This window comes from Pseudoxanthomonas sp. LjRoot125 (assembly GCF_964252705.1).
In the GTDB taxonomy this organism is placed as follows: Bacteria; Pseudomonadota; Gammaproteobacteria; order Xanthomonadales; family Xanthomonadaceae; genus Pseudoxanthomonas_A.
The window spans coordinates 2,298,687-2,324,713 of record NZ_CAXUOY020000001.1 but is presented as its reverse complement, the minus strand read 5'-3'; the positions used below and the strand labels follow the sequence as shown (position 1 = coordinate 2,324,713).

The following is a 26,027-nucleotide window of genomic DNA, read 5'->3' as shown; positions in this document are numbered from 1 at the left end:
TTGACCCGTGCTCGTGCTGCATGCATTGCAGCGCGCTCGTTGTCGTTTGTCCGGAGGTCTTATGGAGATGTCTTTCTTCTTGCATGCAAGGCGCAGGATGGCGTGTGGATTCGTGTTTGCCCTGGCGCTCAGTGGTCCTGTGGTGGCAGCACCGCCCGCTATCCCGATCAGCTACACAGAAGCCCTACAACGGGCGCTTGCCAACGCCCCTACCCTGCAGGTGCGCCGATCCCAGATCGATGCCAGTACTGAAGAAGCCGCGCGTGCTGGCGCGCTGCCCGACCCACGTTTGATCGTGGGGCTGGCGAACTGGCCCGTCAGCGGACCCGATGCCTTCAGCCTGCGCGCCGATGAGATGACCACCCAGCAGGTCGGTCTGATGCAGGAGTTTCCTGCGCGTGCGAAACGACGTGCCGAGCACGCGCTGGCGCAAGCGACGCTGGCGCAAGCGCGCTCACTGTCGATGGCCGAACAGCAGATGGTGGCCCAAGCGGCCGCGCTGGCCTGGATCGAGCTGTGGAGTACGCAGCAAGCCGTAGATGCGTTGGAAGGATTGCGCGAGCCGGCACGCATAGCCGAGCGTGCGGCGCGTGCTCGCTTGGCAGGTGGCACGGCCGGGGCCAGTGACGTGCTTGCCGCCCAGGCCGCCCTACTGCAGTTGGACAATCGCCTGGAGCAGGTACATGCGGAGCACGCCGCCGCGCAGGCCGGCCTGGCGCGTTGGTTGGGTATTGCACCAGAGGCGATCTTGGCCAGTGGTGTGGCACCGGATTTTTCGCAGTTGCCATTGGAGCCCACCCAACTGCTGGCCAAACTGGACCAGCACACGCCACTACTGGGCTGGGAGGCACGCCAGAGCTTAGCCCAGGCCCAGGTGGATGCGGCCGTGGCCGAAACCCGCCCGGATTGGAGTGTGGAGCTCACCTACGGACGTCGCGAGCGCGCACCCGACGGCATGGCGCGCAGCGACATGCTTATGGTGGAAGTGGGTGTGGGCCTGCCGCTGTTCCAGAAGAACCGCCAAGCACGAGGCATCGCGGCACGGCGGGCCGAGCTAGAGGCGGTGTCCGCAGAGCGCGATGAGGCCCGACGCATCCAAGCCGAGTCGGTGCAACGCGCGATAGCGCGATGGCGCGGGTTAACCGGCCAGTTGGAGCGTCAGAACACGCAGAGCCTGCCTTTGGCGCGCGATCGCGCACGCACGGCGTTGGCCGCCTACGGCGCCGGTGCCGACCTGCAGCCGTGGCTGGAAGCGCGGCGCGATGAGATCGAATTGCAACTGGAGAACGCCCGTCTGCTGGGCGAACAGGGCCGTGCCTGGGCGGCACTGGCCTATCTGCTGCCCCATGAGGAGAACACGCCATGAGCCCGACCAAAACGCGTCTCACACAGCTCGCCGTGGCCCTCGGGTTGCTGGCGCTCGGCTTTGCCGGCGGCTACGCCTGGATGACTCGAACCTCTGATACCACCCCGCCCACCGGCACGAGCGGCGCAGATCAAGCACGCAAGGTGCTGTACTGGTACGACCCCATGGCGCCGGAGCAGCGATTCGACAAGCCGGGCAAATCTCCGTTCATGGATATGGAGTTGCTGCCCAAATACGCAGATGAGGCCATGGGGGGCGGAACGCAGATCGATCCGCGCCTGCAGCAGAACGTGGGCATACGCACTCAAGAAGTGGCGGTAGAGTCACTAGGAAGTGCCGTACGCGTGCCGGGCACGCTGACGTGGGATCTGACCCAGGAAACCGTGGTCAGTGCGCGCATGGAAGGCTTGATCACCCACGTGCAGGTAAAGGCGCCGTTTACCGAGGTTCGTCGTGGTCAAGCGCTAGCCACCGTGCAGGCCCCGGCATGGAACGCTGCCATCGCCGAAGCACATGCCCTGAGCCAAGCTCAGTCCGCGGGCGCGCGTGAGCTACAGGGTGCGGCGCAACAACGGTTGCGTTCGTTGGGTGTTCCTTCTGGCGCCTCGGCCAGAAGTGGCGTCGTGCTTGGCGCAGACCACAGTGGTGTCGTGACCGAGATACTGGCACGCGAAGGGCAGACGGTGATGCCCGGTACGCCACTGTTCAAGATCAATGGGCTGGACACGCTGTGGCTGGAGGCCTCGGTGCCCCAGGCAGCGCTGGGCACCTTGCAGCCGGGGACCTCAGTGCAGGCCACGGTCAGTGCCTGGCCGGCAGAGCGCTTTGTCGGACAGATCCAGGCGTTGCTTCCCCAGGTCGACATGGCTAGTCGTACGCAGCGGGCGCGAATTGTGCTGCGCAACCCGCAGCGTCGGCTGGTGCCGGGCATGTTCGCCGAGGTTCTGGTGCAGCCCGATGCCGAGCAGGCCCTGCCAGTCGTTCCCACGGAGGCGCTGATCGCCACCGGGCGGGACAGCCGGGTCATCGTGCAGGATCCGGACGGGAGCTTCCGGCCGGTGCGGGTGAGTGTCGGACGTAGCGTGCAAGGGCGCACGCAGATCGTGGCAGGCCTGGCCGGTGGTGAACGCGTGGTCGTCTCGGGTCAGTTCCTGCTCGACTCTGAAGCCAGTCTCTCCGGTGCGTTGGAGCGCCTGGGCGCTGCACAACCGACACGCCCTGCCAGCGCATCAGGTGTGCACGAGCGCCATGACGCCGGGCACGAACCACGCACTGTCGTGCCGTCACCGTCCAGACAGCCGGCGCCTGTCGCGCCAGACACCTCCACCTCTACGCCGCCGCGCTGCCCGGTGCAGTACTGGTATGACCCGATGGTGCCGGAGAAGCATTTCGACAAGCCGGGCAAGTCACCGTTCATGGATATGCAGTTGGTACCCAAGTTCGGCCCCGCCGCAGCCGCTGATTGCCAGGCAAGCGAGGTCATGTCCGAAGCGATGGAGGGCACACCATGATCGCGCGCCTGATCCATGCTTGCATCGCCAATCGCGTGCTGGTGCTGGTTGCCGCCGCGCTGCTGGCGGTGGTCGGTATCTGGTCGGTAAAGAACACGCCGCTGGATGCGCTGCCGGACCTGTCCGATACCCAGGTCATCATCCGCACGCAATGGGCGGGGCAAACCCCGCGCATCATCGAAGACCAGGTCACCTACCCGTTGGCCACCACGATGTTGTCCGTGCCGGGCGTGAAGGCGGTACGCGGCTTCTCCTTCTTCGGTGATTCGTTCGTCTACATCCTGTTTGACGATGCCACTGATCTTTACTGGGCGCGCTCTCGAGTGCTCGAGTACTTGAGCCAGGTACGCGATCGACTTCCGCCGAATGTGAATCCGGCGCTGGGTCCTGATGCGACAGGACTGGGCTGGATCTACCAGTACGCCTTGGTGGATCGGACAGGTCAACGTGATGTGGGGCAGCTGCGTGCGTTGCAGGACTGGTTTCTTCGTTATGAGCTAAAAACCGTGCCGGACGTGGCTGAAGTAGCCAGTGTGGGCGGTGCGGTGCGCGCCTGGCAGATCCAGCCCGATCCGCAGGCGTTGGCGGCCCGTGGACTGACGGTGGCCGAGCTCATCGAGGCGGTGGATGCGGCCAACGGCGCTACCGGGGGCTCGGTGATCGAACAAGGCGAAGCCGAACTGATGGTGCGCAGCGAAGGCTACCTGCGCACACAGGAGGCGTTCGAACAGGTGCCGGTAACCGGCAACGACGGCATCCCCGTCCTGCTCGGCGAGGTGGCCACGATCAGTCGCGGGCCGGTCTTCCGTCGTGGTATCGCAGAGTTGGATGGTCAAGGTGAGGTGGCCGGCGGCGTGATCGTCCTGCGGACCGGCAAGGATGCCTTGGGGGCCATTCGGAACGTCAAAGCGCGACTGCAGGCGTTGCAATCCAGCTTGCCCGAGGGCGTGGAAGTGGTGCCGGTGTACGACCGCTCCGAGCTGATCCAGGATGCGGTACGCAACCTCACCCACAAGCTTGGCGAAGAGTTTCTGGTCGTAGCGCTGGTATGCCTGCTGTTCCTGTGGCACCTACGCTCGGCGTTGGTGGCCGTCATCACCCTGCCTTTGGGTATCCTGGCGGCCTTCATCGTGATGCACGCCCAGGGGATCTCCGCCAACTTGCTGTCATTAGGCGGCATCGCCATCGCCATTGGTGCGATGGTCGATGCAGCGGTGGTGATGATCGAAAATGCACACAAGCATCTGGAGCACTGGCGGGAGGCGCACGGCCGGGAACCTCAGGGTGAGGAGCGCTGGCAGTTGATGGCCCGCTCGGCGGCCGAGGTTGGGCCGGCCCTGTTCGCCAGCTTGTTGGTCATCACCCTGTCCTTCGTGCCGGTCTTTGCCCTGCAGGCGCAGGAAGGGCGATTGTTCTCGCCCCTGGCCTACACCAAGACCTATGCGATGGCGGCCGCAGCAGGGTTGTCGGTGACCTTGATCCCCGTTCTGATGGGCTACCTGATCCGCGGCCGCATCCGCCCGGAACAGCAGAACCCCATCAATCGCATCCTGATCGCCGGATACCGGCCCATCCTGCTGTGGGTCCTCAAACATCCAGGTGTCACCTTACTGCTCAGCGGCCTGCTGCTGGTGCTCACGTTGATCCCCTTCAGCCGGCTGGGCAGTGAGTTCATGCCGCCCTTGGAAGAAGGCAGCCTGTTGTACATGCCCACGGCCCTGCCAGGCCTGTCCGCTGACAAAGCGCGCCAGTTGCTTCAGCTCTCGGGCCGGATGATCAAGACTGTACCGGAGGTCGAACACGTGTTCGGCAAGGCCGGCCGTGCCGAGAGTGCGACCGATCCGGCGCCTATCGAAATGTTTGAGACCACCGTGACCTTCAAGCCGCGGGATCAATGGCGCCCGGGCATGACCCCTCAGAAGCTACGCCAGGAGTTGGACGCAGCGGTCAAGATTCCCGGTCTGACCAACCTATGGGTCCCGCCCATTCGCAATCGCATCGACATGTTGGCCACCGGCATCAAAAGCCCGATTGGGATCAAAGTTTCCGGACCGGATGTGGAGCAGATCGAGCGCCTGAGCCAGCAGATCGAGCAGGTGGCCAAGACTGTGCCCGGCGTGAGTTCGGCACTGGCCGAACGCGTCACGGGTGGGCGCTATGTCGATGTACAGGTGCGCCCGGAAATCGCTGCACGTTACGGATTCACTCAAGGCCAACTCCAGCAACTGATTGCCACGGTCGTTGGCGGTGATCCAATCGGGGAAACGATCGAGGGGCGCGAACGCTATCCCATCGTCTTGCGCTACCCCCGTGACCAGCGTGACTCGTTGCAGGCCTTGCAGGATCTGCCGCTGATCGCGCCAGGCGGTGTGCAACTGACCTTGAGCCAGGTGGCGGAGCTGTCAATCAGCCCAGGCCCGCCGATGCTCAAGAGCGATAACGGCCGGTTGGTGGGCTACATCTACGTGGATGTGGCCGATCGCGACTTGGGATCGGTGGTCCAGGACCTGCAAGCCGCGGTGCAGACCCAGGTGAGTTTGCCTGCCGGCTATGGTGTGGCGTGGTCGGGGCAGTACGAGTATCTGCAACGGGCATTGGCACGCCTGCAGTGGGTGGTGCCCGCGGCGTTGGCGATCATCTTCCTGGTCATTTGGATGGTGTTCCGCCGGCTCAGCGATGTATCCATCATCCTGCTCAGCTTGCCCTTGGCGTTGGTGGGCGGTTTCTGGTTGATCTGGGGGCTGGGCCATGCGATTTCGGTGGCCAGCATGATCGGATTCATCGCCCTGGGCGGCGTTGCGGCTGAGTTCGGCGTCATCATGCTGCTGTACCTGCGTCATGCCTGGGAGCAGCGCTTGGCCAGCGGTGCGCCGGAAGATGTGTCTACCCTGCAAGAGGCTATCTACGAAGGCGCCGTGCAACGGGTGCGCCCGAAGGCGATGACGGTAGCCGTCATCCTGGCCGGGTTGTTTCCGCTTTTCGTCGGTGCCGGTGCCGGCTCGGAGGTCATGCAACGTATCGCCGCGCCGATGCTGGGTGGCATGCTCACCGCACCGGTGCTCTCTATGGTGGTGATTCCCGCAGCGTTCTATCTAGTGCGGCGACGTGGATTGCGCGCGGCGCGGGGCGACCAATGAGAGACAGACTGAGCACTTGAGGTAAGTCCCCACAAAAAGACGCCAGTCATGGAAGAAGTCATGACTGGCGTCAAAGGGGAGAGTACCGCCTACATGCTTACTTATCAGTGCCCGGCGTGCGGGGAAATCTCAAAGCTCAGCGACGCCCGATCCGACACAAAATCCAAACCCTTTTGTGTAGAGGGCACCATGTGATTGGTGTGGATGTACCAGGTCTTGGCGGTGGTCACCTGGAAACTGGCTTGGCCTTGGGCATCGGTGCGCAGGAGCGTAGCGCTACCGTGCCCACCCTTGACCGGTGCGTCAGCACGATGACCGACGTACACGCGTAGGTTGGGCACTGGCGTGCCCTGCTGCAGCACCTGGAACGACAGCTGTTCGCCGACCTTCACGCTTCCAGGATTGCGGGCCAAGCGGATCTCCAGCGGATAGCCCAGCGAGGCAGCGAAATCGTCGGTCAGTTTTGTGCCCACCTGTCCAATAGCACGAGCATGCTTGGTATAGCTATAGGTGACCCCTTTGGGAAACTTGCTCGCATCATAGGTGGCCAGGGTATCGGGCAAGTCTTCCAACTCCAGGTACTTGCCGAACTCGCTGGCCGTACGCGTGCTGGTGGAGGCCATCGTCGAGACCCCCAGCAGATAGGTGCCCTCGCCCGCCGGATGCACGGTGAGCTGGCTCTGCTTGCCGACCTCTTTCCAACTGGCCAAGTCCGGTGCAGCCTTAGCGCCGCCCTGACTCAGCGAAACGTCCTGTAGACGCGCTCGGGTGACTGCACCTGCACTTTCATCGAAGGTGCCATTGTTCACCAACGCTGTGTTCGCCTCGCCCGCTGCGGTGCCGGGCTTGGAAAACGCGACAAACAGGTCGTGCGCGCCGGCGCTGCCGGCCACCGCGAACAGCAGTAGTGCGGCGGATAGTTGCGTGTTTCTCATGATGTGTAGCTCCTTGGGATCGTGGCTTACCAGTGGTAACCAAAGCGGACATTCCAGCGACGACCCAGCAAGTCGTACGTCATGGTGTCGGTGTTGGCGTTGGGGTTGTTCTGCACGAACGGCGCCTTCTTATCGAGCACGTTTTCAACGCCGGCGGAGATGTCCCATTTCTTCTTGATGCCGTAGCTCAGTTGCAGGTTGTGGTACACCACGCTGGACACATGCGAGCCGATCGTTCCGGGCACGGCGATGATGTCGTCCGCACTGCCGATGTACTGCGCCGAATAGACGCCAGTCCAACGGTTCTTGCCCATGCGCAGTGAGCCCAAGCCACGCCACTGGGTGTAGCTACCCAAGCCGCTGGTGATCTTGCCGGCGTACTCAATGGTGGTGGCACCGGCGAAGGGAGTGACGTCGTAACGCTCCAGATACGAGGCGTCCAGACTCGCGCTGGCCTGCCAGCCGGCCACATCGAACTGATACAGCACGCCGATATCAACACCTTCGGATTCCTCGCTGGCCGCATTGACCTGCTGGGACGAGAGGTAGTTGACCTCACCGGTGACCGAATCACGGGTGAAGTTGGCCGGTGAGCAGAACGGATGGGCCAAGTTCGGTGTGGTGTAGCACGCACGCAGCTTGACCGAGCCTTCAATGCTACGGATCGCATTCTCGATGCGGATACGGTAGTAATCGGCCGTGAGCGTCAGCCCCGGCGCAAACCCTGGGGTCCACACAAAGCCTGCCGTGAAGGTCCGCGCATCTTCAGGCTTGAGGTCGGGATTGCCGCCGGTCGTGGTGAGGATGGTGTTGCCCAACTGACGAAAGTTGGTCGGCACGCCCGCGGCTTGGCAGTTGGCCCGAATGACCGAGTCGGCCGGTAACGTGCTCCAGTTGCTGCACGGATCCAGCGTAGTCAAGCTGCCTTGGCCGATGCCACCGAACAACTCCGGAATGCTGGGGATGCGAAAAGCCGTGGCGTAGTTGAGACGGATCTTGAGAGGTTCGGCCACCTGCCAATCCAACCCCACCTTGTAGTTGGTGTCGCTGCCGAACAGGTCGTAGTCCGAATAGCGGCCGGCCAGGTTCAAGGTGGCGTAGTCCACCAGCGGAATGTCCTGCAACAGCGGGACGGCGAACTCGACAAACGCTTCCTTGGCCGAGTACTCGCCTTCGATCGGATCTTGACGCACGATGTTGGCGCTGCCGTTGACCACCAGCGGGTCCGGATACAGCCAACCGCGTTCCTTGCGAAACTCCACGCCCGAGGCGAAGGCGACGCTGCCGGCGGGCAGATCGAACAGGGCGCCGGAAATGGTGCCGCTAAAGCCCTGCTGGCTGTTGCCACCCGAGCCACGCTGGGTAAACAGAATGTAGTCCAGCACTTCAGGCGTCAGATTGCCGTAGCCCAGATAGTTGCCGCAAGGAATGGCCGCGCCCGGGGTGTTGCTGCACAGGCTGGTATTGAGAGTGTTTTCCACCCGGTCCAGGTTGGCAATGTTGGTCGAGCTGTCGGTGGCCGAATTGCGCCCCCAGTTCAACGCCACATTCCATGCCCAGTTATCGCCCCACTGCCCTTCCAGCCCTAGCACGGTGCGGAACGTATCGACCTCCTGCTCGGTGATGCGCGCCCCGGCTTCTTCGAGACGCCGACGTTCCAGGGTCAGGTTCTGGCCGGTGGGATTGGTGGGATTGGTGGCGGCGATCCGGATGGTGCGATACACCCCCAAGGTGTTGGGCGAAGCGCGCTGATTGGACTGGCGATTGGTCGCCATCAGTTCCGTGAACAGACGGGTGTTCTCGGTCAGGTCGAATTGACCAAAGCCACTCAAGCCCACTCGCTTGATCGGGCTGACCGCATTGAGCAACAAGTTGTAGTTGTAATTGTGCTTGGCCGGATCATAGAGCTCGTAGGAGCGTGGATCCCCGTTGGGGTCCTGGTTGAAGTTGACCACGCGACCATCGGCCAGCCGGGCTCGCCCACCGATGGTGGACGAGTTGCCCACGCACTGCAGGGTGCCGGCCACCACACCCAACGGACACGGTGCCCGCGAAGCCATGGTGATCGTGCCGCTTTCGGCATAGGTCAGGGCGCCAGACATTGAGCTGCGCTCGCCGGTGGTACCGAAGGCCAGGTTGAAGGAGCCGATCTCGCCATCGCCCTGGAAAGTCTGACCATAGCGGGTGGATAGCTCCACGCCATCCATTTCCTTGCGCGTGATGATGTTCACCACGCCGGCCACGGCATCGGCGCCGTAGATGGCCGATGCGCCGTCCTTCAGGATCTCGATGCGATCAACCAGGGCCAAGGGCACCACGTTCAGATCCACCGAATTGTTGGCGCCGGTACCACCGTTGACCACGCGTCGGCCGTTGAGCAGTACCAAGGTGCGGTTGACGCCCAAGCCACGCAGGTTGATCTGGGTGGTGCCGTTACCGTTACCCGTCCAGAAGTTGTTGGATTGCGAGCCGGCTGCACCGGCCGATGCAGGCAAGCGCTGCAGCAGCGTCTCGACCGAGACGGCACCGGAGCTCTGGATGGTCTCGGCATCAATGACCGTGGTGGGGCCCACTCCAGACATCTGGGCGCGTTTGATGTGACTGCCGGTCACCTGGACCGCATCAAAGGTGGTGGGTGAAGCGGCCGACGGCGTTGAGGCGTCGGCGCCGCCGGAGAGGGAGGCGCTATAGGAGGCATCGGGACCGGCTTGCCCTACACCGGAGGTCGGTGCGTTGCGCGTAGGCGTCGGCGTGTTGGCACCTTCTCGCACGATCGCCAGCGCGCCGCTTTGATCGCGCTTGACCGTCAGTCCGGTTCCGGCGAGCAGGCGGTTCAGCGCTGCATCCTGGGACATGTCCCCACGCGCGCCTGCGGTGCGTCGATCACGAACATCTTCGCTCAAGTAGACCAGACGAACACCCGATTGCCGGGCATAGGCTTCCAGCGCGACTTTCAGATCCCCTTCTGGAATATCAAAACTGCTCGTTTGTGCAGCGGCGGAGGCCGCGATGACCAGACCACACATGACAGCCAACGCTGTCCTCGCCACTTTCGTACGTGCCATGCATTTTCCCCAGGTCGGCGCGAATCGGCCTGATATCTGTGACGAGAGGACGGCACGCTTCCGGTATGAAATATTTCAGATTTATGTCTGCTGGCGTCTCAGTGCGGTTGGGACACGCGAATCTGATCACCCTGCGTCTCCACGCGCAGGTTGAAGCCGGTGGCCAGCAGACGTGCGAAGGCATCCACACCTGTGGCATCGAAACTGCCGCCCACACGCATGTGGGCCGTTTCCGGATCCATCAGTACCAACTGCTTATCGTTGTAGCGATTGAACTGGGCCGCCACATCCGCCAACGTGGTTTGATCGAACTCCAGGGTGCCATGGCGCCAGCTCAAGGACCGGCGCACCTTGTCCTGGGCGTTGACCGCCACCAGCGTGCCCGCCGGCTTGCTATACAGCAGCCCCCCGCCCTGCACGATCACCGGCGGCCGTCCCGGTTTGGCCACCAGCGGCTCAACGCGCACCTTGCCTTCCAGCACGGCCACTTCCAGGCGTTCGCGTTCCTGCCTGACCGAGAACTTTGTTCCCAATACCACGACACGATGCTCGCCGGCGTGGATGACGAACGGGTGCGCGGGATCGGGCTTCACATCAAAAAATGCCTCGCCCTTGTCCAGCCACACGTGGCGCAGCGAGGGGTCCACCTGCGCGCGCAGCTGCGTGTGCGTGTTGAGCTCCAGGCGGGAACCGTCCGACAGGGCGATCACCTCCCGGCCGCCAACCTCGGTGCTGTAGCGCGTGCCAGGGCCCCACCCCGTGAGGGTGAACAGCACCGCCAGCATGGCAACACTGGCGGCAATGGCCCAGCGCATCGGCTCTCGCCAACGGTGTATGCGTGGCGGCTGCACGGCGCGTACCGCCGCCAACCGGTCTGCGCGCGTCCACACCGACTTCAAACGAAGCCAGGCCACACGATGGGCGGTGTCCTGTTCCAGCCAGGCTTGCAGCTGCATCTGGTCCTGTGCAGTCCATTGCGGGGACTCGGCACGGTTGATCCATTGCGCCGCGACCTGTTCGATGTCCTTGTGTGGGCTCATGGCTGCGAACGTTCCTTGTTGAAGCGCCGTGACGGACGCTGAATCTTGCCGGTACCGCCGAGCATGAAGTCGGCCAAGGCCCGCATGCCCAACAGGGTCTGACGCTCCACCGTATCTTCGGCGATCCCTAACCGTCCGGCCACTTCGCGCTGGGATAGGCCGTAGATCTTGCGAAGTTCCACGATCTGTCGACATTTGTGGGGCAGTTTCTGCAAGCCTTGCTGCAAGCGGCGCAGTTCATCACGGGCACTTAGATGTCGCTCAGGCGTGACCTCATCGTTTTGCATGACCGCTTGCTCCACATCGGCCATCGCTTCGATGGACACAATGCGAGAGCGGCGGATACGATCGATGAGCAGGTTACGTACGGTGGTCATGACAAAGGGCTTGGTCTGCGCGGGCAAGCCCCGTCGCGCGGCTTCATAGATGCGTGCGTAAGCGTCCTGCCTAAGATCAGGAATCTCGCTGTCCTCATGTCCATGCCGGCGCAGGAAGGCATGGATCAAGCCTTCCAGCGGCAGGACATGGGATATGAACCACTCATCCAGCGCCGTGGTCACCGGGCTACTCGCTGATTCATCAGGCAGGCTCAAGCACGTCCACTCACTGGGACGAGTGCAGGGGAAAAATCCGGTACACGCCGCCCGCCGGCACGTTCGGCCGGCGGGGCTACTTCAGATCTTGAAGTCGTCGAAAGCCACCTGGCTGTCGGGTACACCCAGCCGGGTCAGCAACTCGCGTGTGGCCTTAAGCATGGCCGGCGGTCCGCACAAGTAGAACTCGCAATCGGCCAAGGCCTGATGGGCCTTAAGCAGGCGGTCATGCGCCACCTCATGCACCAGACCCCGCAATAACGCATCGTCGTTCTGCGCTTCATCCGACAGCACCAGATGCCAGCTGAAGTTCTCGTGCTGCTGGGCCAGGCGCTCCATCTCCTCGATGTAGGGCGCTTCCTTGAGACTGCGCGCGCCATACCAGAAATGGATCCGTTCACAGCCCTGCCCCGCCAACAGCGTCCGAATCATCGCGCGCAACGGAGCCATGCCGGCGCCGCCACCGATGAACACTTTCTCCCGTCCGTGAGGCTTGAGCGCAAAGTCGCCGAAGGGGCCGCTGAAGCAGACCCGATCTCCGGGCGAGAGCGTGTACAGGTAGGTTGAGCCCCTGCCAGGAGGATGGCGTTTCTTGTCCGATCGTCCAGGACTGAAGCGGGCCAGCAAGGTCAGTCGCCCCTGTGCCTGATCGACAGGCAAGGCGAGCGAATACGCCCGACGAACCGGTTCGCGGTTGACCAACTTCTCGGGCAGGTCCACGCCCGCCCACTCCTGATGGTGGTGCTCGGGCCGCACGAGCTTGTTCACCGGTACCTCGTAGTTGGGCACATGCACCTGCAAGTAAGCGCCAGGTTGATATTCCGGCCCGGGGGCCTCATCGGGCTTGAGCACGATCTCGCGCAGGAAAGGCGTCACGGCCGTGACCTGCTCCACGGTGGCGCCATACTCGGTCCACAGACTAGCCCCGCCAGCCACCTCGACATCGGTGTCTTCCGTCACGGCCAGGTTGCAGGCCAGGCGATAGCCCATCTTGACCTTGCTCGCGCCTAGGTGGGCGCGATCGGCCGCGGTGGCTTTGGGTGCCGCGCCGCGGAAGCGCACCTCGCACAGGCCGCAGCTCTGCCCTCCTCCGCAGTTGGACGGCAGTTGCACGCCTTCGCGCGCCAGCGATACGTAGACGTTGTCGCCTGCCGACGCCCGGACGGTACGCAGCCGCGTCCCATCCGGACCGAATACCGACAACTCGCGGGCCGGACGCCAGCGGCGCGGCACGAACTCGCTCCAATGGAAGCTGGCAAACAGCAGCCAGATGCCGGTCAGGGCCAACCACAGACCGCCGATCGCGGCGGTGACCACCAACGGGTTGTTGAAGTTCTTGCGCCCGGTGTAGTCCATGATGTGCAACATCCAGAACACATCGAACAGGCGCCAGGTCTTGTTGCGGTGGTAAAGCACCTCGCCCGTCTGCGCAGACAGGTACACCGTGGTGTCCTGGCCATCGTCGGTATCCACGCGCCACAGTCGGCCTTCGTGATCGCGTACCTCACCACTCCACTCCAACAGGCGCGGTGCTTTCAACGTACCGGGGCCGGTATAGGAGGCTTGCGCCAGGCGTGTGGCCCAGGCCGCGTCCAAGGCAATGGGTTGGCCGGACACGGCGTTGGCCAAGGTAATGCCCTGGGCATCGGCCAACTGATAGACCGGGGTATCCAGCAACCAGCCCGAACTGACGCGACTGACTTTCTTGTTTCCACCCAGGAAACTGGCCGGCGAACGGGCATTGGCAGGCCACTCATGGGCCGCATGCTCGTGCGCCTGGAACTCATGGCCCTGCACCTGATCGTGGTCCAGCCAGCTCATCATCACGCCACTGGCCATCCAAAGCAGCAACTGCAAGCCGATGATCAAGCCGACCCATTTGTGCAGCGTTCTCATCCAGGGCGTCATGCTGCGGCCCTCCTGCGAAAGCTGTAGAACAACAACCAGGCACCGCTGAGCACGAACACCAAGCCAACTGCCGAGGCCACGCGCAACAAGGTGTTGTTGACGTCCGAACGGGCCTCGTAGTCCATGATGTGGAACATCCACAGGAAATCAAACCAGCGCCACAGGCTGTGCCGCCGCGCCAGTAGCTCGCCGCTATAGGGCGAGAAATACAGGGTGGTTTCACCGGCATCGGCGTAGTGCACCGCCCACATGGGAACCGGGCGGGTGGCCACTTCTTGTGGCGCCTGAGTGACCCACTCGACCCGAGCTACGGGTGCCTGGCCCTGATAGACGTCTTTTGCCAAGGCGATCGCCATCTGCTGATCACCTGGGGAGAGCACCTCCCCCGTCGTGGCGTCCAGCAGGTACACCTGATCGCGCGCGTGAATCTCGTAGACATCCCGCTCAAGCAGTCGCTTGAGCTTGACCTGCGTCATGCCCGGATAGCGCCGCTGCAGTTCCTCACCGGACAAGTGGGTGGGTGCCACCAGCGGCTGCTGATGGGCATGGGCCAAGTGATCGCCATGGATGATGTCCAAGGAGATGACCGTCATGTACACGCCACTGATCATCCACAGCAGCGCTTGCACGCCAATGATCAGGCCAATCCATTTGTGGGCCTTGCGTGCCCAGAAAGCCGATTTCATAGTGATCTCGTTCGACAAGAGGACAACGCCTGCTCCCGTCACCAGGACGGGAGCAGGCCAAGCAGGTCTTACCAGTGGTATCCCACGCGGGCGTACCAACGACGACCCAGCAGGTCATACGTCATCGTGTCGGTATTGGCGTCGGTGTAGCTCTGGATAAACGGGGCTTTCTTGTCGTACAGATTGTCGATGCCGAAGGACACATCGAAAGTCTTGTTCGGTGCGTACTTGAGCTGGACATTGTGGTAGGTCACGCTGGGTGCGTGATCGCCAATGTCGCCGGGGCTAGCGTTGATGTCATCCGCCTTGCCGATGTACTGCAAGCTGTAAGAACCGGACCAGGCTTCGCGTTCCATCGTCAGCGAGGTCAAGGCGCGCCAGTGAGTAAAGCTGCCACGGCCACCAGTGATCTTGCCGGCGTACTCGATCACATCCGCGCCCGGGAACGGCCGCACGTCGTACTGGTCCAGATAGGACACATCCACGCTCAAGGTCGAATCGAAGCCAGCAACCGCGAACTCGTACAGACCACCCAGGTCGATGCCCCGTACCCGTTCGTTGGCCGCATTGACCGGCTGGGACGACAGGAAGTCCACTTCACCGGTGATCGGATTGCGGGTGAAGTTGTCATTGCCGCAGAACGGATGCGCCAGGCCCGGGGTGTTGTAGCAGATCGACAGCTTGGTTGAGCCATCGATACGCTGGATCGCGTTGTCGATCTTGATGTTGAAGTAGTCCACCGTCAGCGTCAGTCCCGGCAAGAAGCTCGGCGTCCACACCGCACCCACGGTCAGGGACTTGGCATCTTCCGGCTCGAGGTCAGGATTGCCGCCGGAGGTGGTCAGGATCGTGTTGCCCGGCTGTACGTAACCTGCCGGCACGCCGTACGCCTGACAGTTCTGACGCACTACCGAATCAGCCGGCAAGCTGCTCCAGCCGCTACAGGGATCGGTCGTGGTCAGGTTGCCCTCGGCTACGCCACCAAACAACTCGGGGATGTTGGGGATGCGGAAAGCCGTGGCGTAGTTGGCGCGCACCTTCAAGGACGGCACGATCTGCCAATCCAGGCCCACCTTGTAGTTCACGTCTTCGCCGAACAGATCGTAATCGGAGTAGCGCACGGCGGCATTGAGCGTCAGGCTCTCGGCGATCACGCTGTCCTGAAGCAGCGGCACGGCAAACTCGGCGAAGGCTTCCTTGGCCGTGTACTCACCGGCGATCGGATCCTGTTGGTTCGTGTTGGCAATGCCCAGTACCGTCAGCGGATCGGGATCGCGCCAACCACGCTCCTTGCGAACCTCGATGCCGGAGGCAAAGCCCACCCAACCGGCCGGCATCTCGAATAGCTGGCCGCTGATGTTGGCGGTGAAGCTCTTCTGGTCGTTGCCGCCGTTGTCGCGCGTCCTGAACAGGATGTAGTTGAGCACCTCGGGGGTCAGGTCGCCGTAGCCGAGATAGTCACCGCAGGGGATCGCCGCGCCGGGAGTGTTGCTGCACAGCGCGGTGTTGAGCGTGTCATCCACCCGGTCCAGGTTCGCCACATTGGTCGAGCCATCCACACCAGTGTTGCGGCCCCAATTCAGCGCGGCCGACCAGTCCCAGTTCATGCCCAACTGGCCTTCAATGCCCGCGACCACGCGGAAGGTATTGGTTTCCTGGAAGAACTCGCGCGGGCCGGCCTCTTCCAGACGGCGGCGCTGCAGCAGCAGGTCCTGGCCGGTCGGGTTGGTCGGGTGGCTGGCCGCGATGTTGATCGGGCGATAGACACCCAGGCTGCCGGGTGTGGCCAGCTGATCGGATTGGCGGTTGGTGAACATCAGCTCGGTGAACACGCGCGTGGTTTCATTCACAGTGCTGTCGCCGAACAGGCTGAAGCTCAAACGCTTGATCGGATTGACGGCATTGAGATAGGGATTGCCGTTGTAGTTGTGCTTGGCCGCCGAATACGGTTCATAGAAATCCCCGTCACCATTGGGATCCTGGTTGAAGTTCACACGCGAGCCGTCGGCTAGCAATGCGCGCCCACCGATGGTGGCCGAGCTGCCCACACATTCGAGTTGCCCGTCGACCTCACCCAAGCCGCACGGTGCGCGTGAGGCCATGTTGACCGCGCCGGTCTCCGAGTAGTTGATGCCGGCCATCAACGAACCGCGGTCCGACGTAATACCCCAGGCGAAATCGAACGACTTTTCTTCGCCATCACTTTCGAAGGTCTGTCCGTACCGCACCGCCGCCTCGGCACCGTCGTAGTTCTTCTTGGTGATGATGTTCACCACGCCCGCCACGGCATCGGCACCGTAGATGGCTGAGGCGCCGTCCTTGAGGACCTCGATCCGCTCGATCAGCGCTACCGGGATGATGTTCAGGTCAACCGAGCTGTTGGCACCGGTGCCACCATTGACCACACGACGACCATTGAGCAGAACCAACGTGCGGTTGATGCCCAGGCCGCGCAGATTGACCTGAGTAGTGCCGTAGCCGTTCTCGGCCCAGTAGGCATTGGACTGGCTGCCGGCAAAACCGGCCGAGGCCGGCAGGCGCTGCAGCAGCGTCTCCACCGAAGTGGCGCCGGAGCGCTCGATGGCTTCGGCATCAACCACGCTGACCGGACCAACACCGGAGAGCTGCAGTCGTTTGATATGGCTGCCGGTGACCTGGACGGTGTCCAGCGTCTTGGCCGACTCGCTCGTGGCGCCCTGTTCAGCCTGCTGAGCCAGAGCCACCGTGGAAAAACCGGCGCACAAAAGGGCACCGACGGATACCGCCAAAGGATTGCGCTTGAAGTACATGGGTTCTCTCTCCCCCGAAGGGCAATGCATGCGTATGACCCTGGTGCCCCAGACGTGGGGGCCTATGCGACATCAGGGCGTGCGTAGACGTCGCCAATCAATGGCGACCAAGCAGCATTAGCCGATGGGAGGTCGGAACAGCCGGGATACCTGTCGTCGCAGCGGCGGCAACTCGGGCGTAGGTAGGTAGGTGCTCGTCAGGGCGTGCCGGGCGGCAAAGATGACCGGCACACGCCCGGCGAAAAAGGTGAGCACACAGCTGCAGTCGCAGGAGGTGGTGCTGCAGTCGCACTGATGATCGTTCTGATCACCCTGCCCGGCTTGCTTGCCGCCGGGAAGAATTTTGTTGCAATCGTTACTAATCTTGGCGCGTTCATTGACACGCGCGCCGCCATGCACCGAGTGGGTGCCATTCACCGCGCCTGGGGGAGGAATGTGTCGCACGGCCATCCGCGTAGTGGCCTGCGCGCTAAGGATCCCATCCGCGCAGAGCACGAGGATCAGGAACATACGCAGTAGCACGCGAAGCGACGGCATGAGCGTGTGGCGAACCCGCAGGTTGTCTATACCACAGCAATAACACGAGGAAATTCTTAGTGTCAACTGCTTGTGCAGCACAGCATCGAAAGTGGTTGGACTGGTTGTATAGACATGTAATGCTTGGGCCATGGACGAACCCAAGCCGCACTACCAGAAGCTCAAGCACTTCATCCTGCGTCACATCACCAACGGCGACTGGCCCGCGCGCAGTCGCGTCCCCAGCGAGAACGAACTGACGGCCAAGTTTGGCTTGTCTCGCATGACAGTGAATCGAGCGCTGCGCGAGTTGACCGATGCCGGCGTACTGACCCGGGTGCAAGGCGTCGGCACGTTCGTCGCCGGCCCCAAGGCCGAATCGGCGATGTTCGAGGTGCGCAATATTCGCGAAGAGATTCAGTCACGCGGCCAGACACACTCGGTCCAAGTGCTGATCTGCGAGACGGTCGAGGCGCGCTCCAGTGTGACGACCAACTTCGGCCTGACACCCGGTACGGAGCTGTTCCACAGTCGCCTGCTCCACCACAGCGATGACAAGCCGGTGCAGTTGGAGGATCGCTTCGTGCAACCCAGCGTGGCGCCGGATTACCTGGACATCGATTTCCACACCGAGATTCCGCACCAGTACCTGATGCGTGTTGCGCCGCTGGAGCGCGCCGAACATGTGATCGAAGCCGAGACGGCAAGCAAGCGTCTGGCCGCGCAACTGAAGATCAACGAAGGCGATCCGTTGCTGGTGCTGACCCGACGTACGTGGTCGCGCGGACAGGTGGCCAGCTTTGTGCGGTTGATTCACCCGGCATCTCGTTACCGCTTTGTGGGCACCTTCCAGGTTGGCGCCCCCCTGACCCCTTGAGGATTTGATGGATACCTTGGAACGCTCCGCTTCCCCTACGCGCACCGTTCGCGCTCCGATCGGCACCCAGTTGCACTGCAAGAGCTGGCTGACTGAAGCGGCCTACCGCATGATCCAGAACAACCTGGATCCCGACGTGGCCGAGCGCCCGGAAGATCTGGTGGTCTACGGTGGAATCGGTCGTGCCGCGCGTGACTGGAAAAGTTTTGATCGCATCCTGGCCACGTTGCAGGCGCTAGAGGACGATGAATCCTTGTTGGTGCAATCGGGAAAACCGGTAGGCGTGTTCCGCACGCATCCGGATGCACCGCGCGTACTGATCGCCAACTCCAACCTGGTGCCTCATTGGGCGACCTGGGAGCATTTCAACGAGCTCGATAAGAAGGGCTTGATGATGTACGGGCAGATGACCGCCGGCAGTTGGATCTACATCGGTAGCCAGGGCATCGTGCAGGGGACCTACGAGACGTTCGTTGAGCTGGGTCGCCAGCACTATGGTGGTAACTGGCAGAACAAGTGGATCCTCACCGCCGGCTTGGGCGGTATGGGGGGCGCGCAGGCGTTGGCGGCGACCTTAGCCGGGGCCAGCAGCATCGTGATCGAGTGCCAGGAGTCTCGGATCGATTTTCGTATCCGCACCCGCTATGTCGATCACAAGGCCTACTCCATCGATGAAGCCTTGCAGATCATCGAACACAGCCCGACGCCGGTATCGGTGGGCTTGCTGGGTAATGCGGCCGAACTGTTGCCGCAGTTCGTCGCGCGCGCGCGCAATGGAGGTTCCCGCCCTCACGCCGTGACCGATCAGACCTCAGCGCATGACCTGATTAATGGCTATCTGCCCGCCGGATGGACCCTCTCACAGTGGGAACAGGCGCGCGGCGGTGACGATGGTCAGCGACGCGAGCTGGCGCAGGCTGCTGCGGCCTCGTGTGCCACGCATGTGCGCGCGATGCTCGATTTCCACGCCATGGGCGTGCCGACGATCGATTACGGCAACAACATCCGCCAGGTGGCGCTGGATCAGGGCGTGGACAACGCCTTTGCCTTCCCCGGCTTCGTGCCCGCCTGTATCCGTCCGCTGTTCTGCCGCGGCATGGGCCCGTTCCGATGGGTGGCCCTGAGCGGGGATCCAGAAGACATCTACAAGACCGATGCCAAGGTCAAAGAACTGTTTCCTGACAACACGCATCTTCACCACTGGCTGGACCAGGCCCGCGAGCGCATTGCCTTCCAAGGTCTGCCCGCACGGATCTGCTGGTTGGGCTTGGGCGAGCGCCACAAGGCCGCGCTGGCCTTCAACGAAATGGTGCGCAATGGCGAGCTCAAAGCACCGATTGTTATCGGACGCGATCACCTGGACTGCGGCTCAGTAGCCAGCCCCAACCGTGAAACCGAAGGCATGCGCGATGGCTCCGATGCGGTCTCGGACTGGCCGCTGCTCAACGCGCTGCTGGCCACCAGTGGCGGTGCGACCTGGGTGAGCCTGCATCATGGCGGCGGCGTCGGGATGGGCTTCTCGCAACACTCGGGCGTGGTCATCGTGTGCGATGGCACCGAGCAAGCCGATCGCCGGCTGGCGCGTGTGCTGTGGAACGACCCAGCCACGGGCGTGATGCGCCACGCCGATGCGGGTTACGAGCAGGCACTGGCCTGTGCCCGTGAGCATGGCCTGACCCTGCCGGCCATTCTGGAGTGAATCGCATGCTTACCCTGACACCGGGCCAGCTGACGTTGGCCCAGCTGCGGCAGATCGCGCAAGGGACTGATCCCATCGCCCTGGACGCAGATTGCTGGGACAACGTCCGCGCCTCTTCGCAGGCCGTGCAGGCCATCGTGGCCGCCGGCGAGCCGGCCTATGGCATCAACACCGGCTTCGGCAAACTGGCCAAAGTCCACATCCCACGCGAGCAACTGGAACAGTTGCAAACCAACCTGGTACGTTCGCACGCCGTGGGCATGGGGCCATTGCTCGACGATGCCTGCGTGCGCCTGATCTTCGCCACCAAGATCGCTTCCCTGGCGCGGGGCTACTCGGGTGTGCGCGAGCAGACGCTGACCACCCTGATCGCGGTCTACAACGCCGGGATCTGGCCCTGTATCCCCGCCCAGGGTTCGGTCGGTGCATCCGGTGATCTGGCCCCCTTGGCGCATCTGACCTTGGCGGCCATGGGCGAAGGCCAGGTACGCGTCGACGGGCAGATCATGTCGGCCAGCCAAGCGCTGCAAGACGCCGGGATCGCTCCCATCCGACTGGCCGCCAAGGAAGGGCTGGCGCTGCTCAACGGTACCCAAGTGTCCACGGGTATTGCGCTGATGGCGCTGTTTGCTGCCGAACAAGTCTATGCAGCCGCCGTGCTAACCGGCGCGATGAGCGTGGATGCGGCATGCGGCTCCGATGCTCCGTTCGATCCGCGCATCCACGCCGTGCGTGGCCAGCCGGGCCAGATAGCAGTGGCTGCGCACTACCAGCGGCTGCTGGCCGGCAGTGCCATTCGCCAATCGCACCTTCACAACGACACCCGCGTGCAAGACCCTTACAGCCTTCGGTGTCAGCCTCAGGTCATGGGCGCGGTGCGCGATGTCATGCAGCACGCCGCCCACGTGCTGCTGACCGAAGCCAATGCAGTCTCCGACAATCCGCTGGTATTCACCGACACCGGCGAGGTGATCTCCGGCGGCAACTTCCACGCCGAGCCGGTGGCCTTTGCCGCGGACCAGCTGACGATGGCGGTGTCCGAGATTGGCGCACTGTCGGAACGGCGCATCGCCCTACTCATCGATGCCACGATCTCCGGCTTGCCCGCCTTCCTGGTCGCCAATCCGGGCGTGAACTCCGGCTTCATGATCGCGCACGTGACCGCGGCCGCCCTGGCCAGCGAGAACAAGACCCTCTCCCACCCGGCCAGCGTGGACTCCCTGCCCACCTCGGCCAATCAGGAGGATCACGTCAGCATGGCCACCTTCGCCGCGCGCAAGTCGCGCGAGGTAGCCGACAACGTGCGCCGGATCGTGGCCATCGAGCTGCTCGCCGCCTGCCAAGGCATTGAGTTCAGGCGGCCGCTGGCGTCTTCGCAGGCATTGGAGGCAGTGCATGCACAGGTGCGTAGCGAGGTCCCCCGCTACGATGAGGATCGCTATCTGGCCCCGGAAATGCAGGCGATGGAAGCCTTGATCGAGCGGGGCGGTTTGCGCGCGTTCCTGGACTGGCCGCTGCAGGATCTGCGCGCGTGAATCTGGCGTGGCACGGACGCGTGGACCTGCCGGCCACCGCCGATACGCAACGCTGGCACCAAAGGGTGGTCTTGGACCCGCAGCCTGAGGCGCCCGGCATTGCTCTGCTGGGATTTGCCAGCGATGAAGGGATTCGTCGTAACAGCGGCCGACTGGGCGCCGCACAAGGACCCGGTGCACTTCGCAACGCCTTGGCCAACCTGCCCGTGCTCCACTGTGCTCCGCTCTACGATGCGGGCGACATCACCTGCGCGGATCAGGCATTGGAGTTGGCGCAGGCCCACTACTCCCATCGAGCGCAGCAACTGCTGGATCAGGGACATTGGGTGATTGGTCTGGGCGGCGGGCACGAGATCGGCTATGCCAGCTACGCCGCACTGCGGGGTCACCTGGGCGCATCCAACGCTCGCATCGGCATCTTCAACTTCGATGCACACTTTGATCTGCGTGAGCAAGGCAGTGCGAGCTCGGGCACGCCCTTCCTGCAGGCACTGGAGCATGCCCGCAGCAGTGGCTCCCCGCTGCAGTATCACTGCATTGGTGTAAGTCGATCCGGCAACACACCGCGTCTATTCGCCACGGCCGAGCGCGAAGGCGCCCATTACCTCACCGATGACGTGCTGTGCACCTGGAACTGGCTGGCACAGGCTGAGGTGCTGCGTGCGTGGTGTGAGGCGGTTGACGTGATCTACCTGACGCTGTGCCTGGACGTGCTGCCGCAGGCTGTGGCCCCGGGCGTGAGTGCCCCCAACCCACGCGGAGTGAGTCTGGAGGTCCTGGAAGCCCTGCTGGATCTGGTCATGGCCTCGGGCAAGGTACGTGTGGTCGACGTGGCGGAACTGTGTCCGCCCTTGGATCCGGATCAGGCCACCGCACGTGTGGCCGCGCGTTTGATCCACCGCATGGTCAGTGCGCACGCTCAATGGGGTGATACCGGCTGGCAAAAGGCAGTGAGCTAGCGGGAGCGGTCAGCCAACAGTTGCTTCATCTGCGCGATCTCCTGTGTCTGCGAGGTGATGATGTCTTGGCAGAGCTTCACCAACTCAGGGTCCTTCAGGCGATTCTCCTCGCACATCAGGATGGCGCCAGCGTGGTGGGGAATCATCGAACGGATGAACTGCTTGTCAGTGACCGCTGCTTGCGTGCGAATTCCCCACCAGCAGAACAGCATGAACGCGAGCGTCAGAGCAGCCAGAATCAGATTGCGTCGACGATCGGGGTACATGCTGGACATGAGCCACAGCTCGATCAGCAGCATGGGAGCGGCCATCAGGCCCGCCATGTAGAACTGGTTGACGTTGTTATAGACGTTGGCCCACTGATCGACCATGGCGTACATCAAGGCGTACATGGCCACGAAAGACAGGCCCATCATCAACAACAGGCGGCCATAGTGGCCTTGATGCCCTTGCTGGGCCTGGTGGGCAGGTGGGTGCGAGGCGTGCGGCTTTGCGTGCCGGGACTGCGGGTCGTGCGCGTTTTCGTGCGTACCGTGCGAAGAGGTCATAACAATCTCCGTGGGAATGGCAGAACGGCAGAAGAACCTGGGAGCCGCTGATGCGGCTCCCAGGCCGACAACACTTACATGCCCTTGCCGGCAGCGAATTCCTGCTGGCTCAGCTTGCCGTCCTTGTTGCTATCGAGCATGCCAAAGTGGGGTGCCAGCTTGTGCTTGGCCAGCTCTTCCTTGGACAACGAGCCGTCCTTGTTGGCATCGAGCTTAGTGAAGTCGGCATCGGCCGCGGCCGGCTTGTGCTGACCATGCTCCTGCTTCTTATGATCCATCGGCTTGTGCTGGCCGTGGTCGGTGGTGGGCGTGGTGGTCTGGCCACCGGCGAAGGCCGCGCCGGCCATCAGGAACAGGGCCATCATCGAGAGGGAGGCATAACGCTTCATTGCAGTACTCCTTGTGGGATATGAGCCATCAGTGACAGGAATGGCCGCGCGCAGGCTCATCGGCGCGGTCAGGGTGAGAGGTGGCAACAACGGTGGAGCCGGACAAACGCAAGGCATTGGTGACCACCGAAACCGAGCTCAGGCTCATGGCCAGGGCCGCCATCATCGGACTGAGCAAAAGGCCGAAGCTGGGGTACAGCAGGCCGGCGGCGATGGGCACGCCGATGGCGTTGTAGACGAAGGCGAAGCCCAGGTTCTGCTTCATGTTGGCCACTGTCGAAGACGAGATGGCACGGGCTTGCACGATGCGCCTCAAATCACCCTTGACCAGGGTGAGCTGGGCGCTGGACATGGCCACATCCGTGCCCGTCCCCATCGCGATGCCCACATCGGCTGCCGCCAGGGCCGGCGCATCGTTGATGCCATCGCCGGCCATGGCCACACGACGCCCTTGGGCTTTGAGTTGCTGGACCAGTTCGGCCTTGTCCTGAGGTTTGACGCCGCCACGCACATCGTCGATGCCCAGCGTGCGCCCCACGGCCTCGGCCGTCGCCTGTGCGTCACCGGAGGCCATCACCACGTGCAGGCCATCGGCACGTAGCAGGTTCAAGGCAGGCAAGGTCGTGGTTTTGATTGGATCTGCTACCGCAATGGCACCGGCCAATCGTCCATTGACCGCCAGGAACATCACGCTGGCGCCTTCCTTGCGCAGACGCTCAGCGCTGCTCTGCAAGGGCGCAACATCAGCCCCTATCGATGCCATCAAGCTTTGGTTGCCAAGCACAACATCCTGATCGGACACGCGCCCGCGAACGCCTTGACCGGTGAGCGAATCGAAATCTTGGGCGGCCACCAGGTTCAAGCCACGTCGCTGGGCTTCAGCCACGATGGCCTCGGCCAAGGGATGCTCACTGCCCTGCTCCAAGCTGCCAGCCAAGCTGAGGATCTGATCGGCATCGAAGCCGGCGTAGGAGAGCGTGTCGCGAAAGGCTGGACGCCCCTCGGTCAACGTACCGGTCTTGTCCACGATCAACGTGTCGATCAGACGTAGCTGTTCGATCGCCTGAGCATCGCGGAACAGGACCCCGACCTGTGCAGCGCGGCCGGTGGCGACCATGATCGACATGGGGGTAGCCAAACCTAGGGCGCACGGGCACGCAATGATCAGAACCGATACGGCATTGAGGACGGCAAAGGTCCAGGACGGTTCGGGTCCAAACAGGCCCCATCCGAAGAACGTGAGCACCGCCGTGGCCAGCACGGCCAGGACAAACCAGTACGCCACCTTGTCCGCCATACGCTGCATCGGCGCGCGGGAGCGCTGGGCTTGGGCTACCAACTGCACAATCTGCGCCAGTACCGTCCCGGATCCCACTTTGTCCGCCCGGATGACCAAGGCGCCCGTCCCGTTGAGCGTGGCGCCTATAACGTGATCACCGACAGCCTTCTCCACCGGAATGGGTTCACCGGTCAGCATCGACTCATCAACACTGGTGCGGCCTTCGATGACTTCCCCATCGACCGGCACCTTCTCGCCCGGTCGTACGCGAAGCAGATCACCCACGTGCACGTGATCCAGCGCAACGTCCTCTTCGCCACCATCGGGTTTGACGCGGCGAGCCGTCTTGGGCGCCAATCCCAGCAGGGACTTGATGGCCGCCGAGGTTTTGGAACGCGCCCGCAGTTCCAGCAGTTGTCCGAGCAGGGTGAGCGAGACGATGACCGCTGCCGCCTCGAAGTAGACCCCTACCCGTCCATGCTCGCGGAAAGAGTCCGGAAACAGGCCCGGTGCCACGGTGGCCACCACGCTGTAGCCAAACGCGGCGGCCACGCCGATGCCGATCAGCGTCCACATGTTGGGGCTGCGATTGCCGATGGACTGCAGGCAGCGTTCAAAGAATGGCCACCCCGCCCAGAGCACCACTGGAGCGCTCAGCACGAGCTCAATCCAGGTGCGCGCCTGCGTGGACAAGCCGGGCAGACGGTGTCCCAGCATGGCCAAGACTAGGACGATCAAGGTCAAGGGCAATGTCCACCAGAACCTTCGGGTGAAATCGCGTAACTCCGGATTGTCGTCCCCCTCCAGCGAGGGCATCTCCGGCTCCAGCGCCATGCCGCAGATCGGACAGGTGCCGGGACCTGGCTGACGAATCTGCGGATGCATCGGGCAGGTGTAGACCGTGGCGTGGGTACCGCTGGGTTGGACCACCGCTGCTGGGGCGGTCACTTCAACTTGCTGGGGAGCATCGTCCGTAGAGCGGACGGGATTGGTGATGAACCGCTCTCGGCATTTGGCTGAGCAGAAGTGATACTTCGTTCCGCCATGCAGGGCGTGGTACGGCGTTCTAGCCGCGGAGACCTGCATACCGCATACCGGATCACGCACCGAGTCTGGACCATCGCTGGCACCCTGCGGCATCGCCTTGCCGGCTTCATCGTGGGAATGAGGGGACATGGATCACTCTGGTCTGGAA

Annotated in this window: 18 protein-coding genes; 7 read left to right on the top strand and 11 right to left on the bottom strand. The window is 63.0% G+C overall.

The window, feature by feature from the left end; translation table 11 throughout:
- Positions 1-7: 7 nt before the first annotated feature.
- From ACSION_RS10715 to ACSION_RS10705, 3 genes are read left to right on the top strand one after another with little or no spacing between them, the layout of a single operon-like run.
- Positions 8-1,366 (top strand): TolC family protein, encoded by a 1,359-nt coding sequence (locus ACSION_RS10715; RefSeq protein ID WP_312771560.1) that lies wholly within the window; start codon positions 8-10, stop codon positions 1,364-1,366.
- On the top strand, positions 1,363-2,877 hold the full coding sequence (locus tag ACSION_RS10710; protein WP_312771562.1) for an efflux RND transporter periplasmic adaptor subunit: 1,515 nt from the start codon (positions 1,363-1,365) through the stop codon (positions 2,875-2,877). Before ACSION_RS10715 ends, ACSION_RS10710 begins: the two co-directional genes overlap by 4 nt.
- The gene (locus ACSION_RS10705; RefSeq protein WP_312771564.1) at positions 2,874-6,014 is read left to right on the top strand and encodes an efflux RND transporter permease subunit; all 3,141 of its coding nucleotides are present in this window, start codon (positions 2,874-2,876) and stop codon (positions 6,012-6,014) included. The genes ACSION_RS10710 and ACSION_RS10705 overlap by 4 nt, the downstream gene beginning before the upstream one ends.
- A 104-nt stretch (positions 6,015-6,118) precedes the next feature.
- Here ACSION_RS10705 and ACSION_RS10700 read toward each other — a convergent pair whose 3' ends face one another.
- The 8 genes from ACSION_RS10700 to ACSION_RS10665 all read right to left on the bottom strand — a co-directional run bounded on the left by ACSION_RS10700 (position 6,119) and on the right by ACSION_RS10665 (position 17,699).
- On the bottom strand, positions 6,119-6,949 hold the full coding sequence (locus tag ACSION_RS10700; protein ID WP_049395152.1) for a DUF4198 domain-containing protein: 831 nt from the start codon (positions 6,947-6,949) through the stop codon (positions 6,119-6,121).
- Between the two features lie 26 nt (positions 6,950-6,975).
- Positions 6,976-10,014, bottom strand: coding sequence for a TonB-dependent receptor (locus ACSION_RS10695; protein WP_312771568.1), 3,039 nt, complete (start codon positions 10,012-10,014; stop codon positions 6,976-6,978).
- A gap of 98 nt (positions 10,015-10,112) precedes the next feature.
- Entirely contained in the window at positions 10,113-11,054 is a 942-nt protein-coding gene (locus ACSION_RS10690; protein ID WP_054665510.1) for a FecR family protein, read from the bottom strand.
- Positions 11,051-11,614, bottom strand: a complete 564-nt coding sequence (locus tag ACSION_RS10685; RefSeq protein ID WP_277726204.1) for an RNA polymerase sigma factor — start codon at positions 11,612-11,614, stop codon at positions 11,051-11,053. The genes ACSION_RS10690 and ACSION_RS10685 overlap by 4 nt, the downstream gene beginning before the upstream one ends.
- 114 nt (positions 11,615-11,728) lie before the next feature.
- The gene (locus ACSION_RS10680; RefSeq protein WP_277726205.1) at positions 11,729-13,555 is read right to left on the bottom strand and encodes a PepSY domain-containing protein; all 1,827 of its coding nucleotides are present in this window, start codon (positions 13,553-13,555) and stop codon (positions 11,729-11,731) included.
- Positions 13,552-14,241: a PepSY domain-containing protein gene (locus ACSION_RS10675; protein ID WP_054668670.1), complete on the bottom strand. Its 690-nt coding sequence runs from the start codon at positions 14,239-14,241 to the stop codon at positions 13,552-13,554. Before ACSION_RS10675 ends, ACSION_RS10680 begins: the two co-directional genes overlap by 4 nt.
- Positions 14,242-14,309: 68 nt before the next feature.
- On the bottom strand, positions 14,310-16,964 hold the full coding sequence (locus ACSION_RS10670; RefSeq protein ID WP_435305930.1) for a TonB-dependent receptor: 2,655 nt from the start codon (positions 16,962-16,964) through the stop codon (positions 14,310-14,312).
- Positions 16,965-17,147: 183 nt separating this feature from the next.
- Positions 17,148-17,699, bottom strand: a complete 552-nt coding sequence (locus ACSION_RS10665) for a CopL family metal-binding regulatory protein (protein ID WP_155944463.1) — start codon at positions 17,697-17,699, stop codon at positions 17,148-17,150.
- Between ACSION_RS10665 and hutC the strand changes: the two genes are divergently transcribed.
- From hutC to hutG, 4 genes are read left to right on the top strand one after another with little or no spacing between them, the layout of a single operon-like run.
- Positions 17,698-18,423 carry a histidine utilization repressor gene (gene hutC, locus ACSION_RS10660; protein ID WP_046932594.1) on the top strand — a complete coding sequence of 242 codons (726 nt, stop codon included), beginning with the start codon at positions 17,698-17,700 and terminating at the stop codon, positions 18,421-18,423. The two genes, ACSION_RS10665 and hutC, sit on opposite strands and share 2 nt — an antisense overlap.
- Positions 18,424-18,430: 7 nt before the next feature.
- Positions 18,431-20,122 carry a urocanate hydratase gene (gene hutU / locus ACSION_RS10655; protein WP_425504919.1) on the top strand — a complete coding sequence of 564 codons (1,692 nt, stop codon included), beginning with the start codon at positions 18,431-18,433 and terminating at the stop codon, positions 20,120-20,122.
- Positions 20,119-21,657 (top strand): histidine ammonia-lyase, encoded by a 1,539-nt coding sequence (gene hutH / locus ACSION_RS10650; protein WP_198146936.1) that lies wholly within the window; start codon positions 20,119-20,121, stop codon positions 21,655-21,657. The genes hutU and hutH overlap by 4 nt, the downstream gene beginning before the upstream one ends.
- Positions 21,654-22,616 (top strand): formimidoylglutamase, encoded by a 963-nt coding sequence (hutG, locus tag ACSION_RS10645; protein WP_232310123.1) that lies wholly within the window; start codon positions 21,654-21,656, stop codon positions 22,614-22,616. The genes hutH and hutG overlap by 4 nt, the downstream gene beginning before the upstream one ends.
- Here hutG and ACSION_RS10640 read toward each other — a convergent pair.
- From ACSION_RS10640 to ACSION_RS10630, 3 genes are all read right to left on the bottom strand, one after another.
- Positions 22,613-23,164, bottom strand: a complete 552-nt coding sequence (locus ACSION_RS10640; RefSeq protein WP_435305929.1) for a DUF305 domain-containing protein — start codon at positions 23,162-23,164, stop codon at positions 22,613-22,615. The two genes, hutG and ACSION_RS10640, sit on opposite strands and share 4 nt — an antisense overlap.
- A gap of 74 nt (positions 23,165-23,238) precedes the next feature.
- Entirely contained in the window at positions 23,239-23,553 is a 315-nt protein-coding gene (locus ACSION_RS10635) for a hypothetical protein (protein WP_312771601.1), read from the bottom strand.
- A gap of 28 nt (positions 23,554-23,581) precedes the next feature.
- Positions 23,582-26,008, bottom strand: a complete 2,427-nt coding sequence (locus ACSION_RS10630; RefSeq protein ID WP_425504918.1) for a heavy metal translocating P-type ATPase — start codon at positions 26,006-26,008, stop codon at positions 23,582-23,584.
- Between the last annotated feature and the right edge of the window lie 19 nt (positions 26,009-26,027).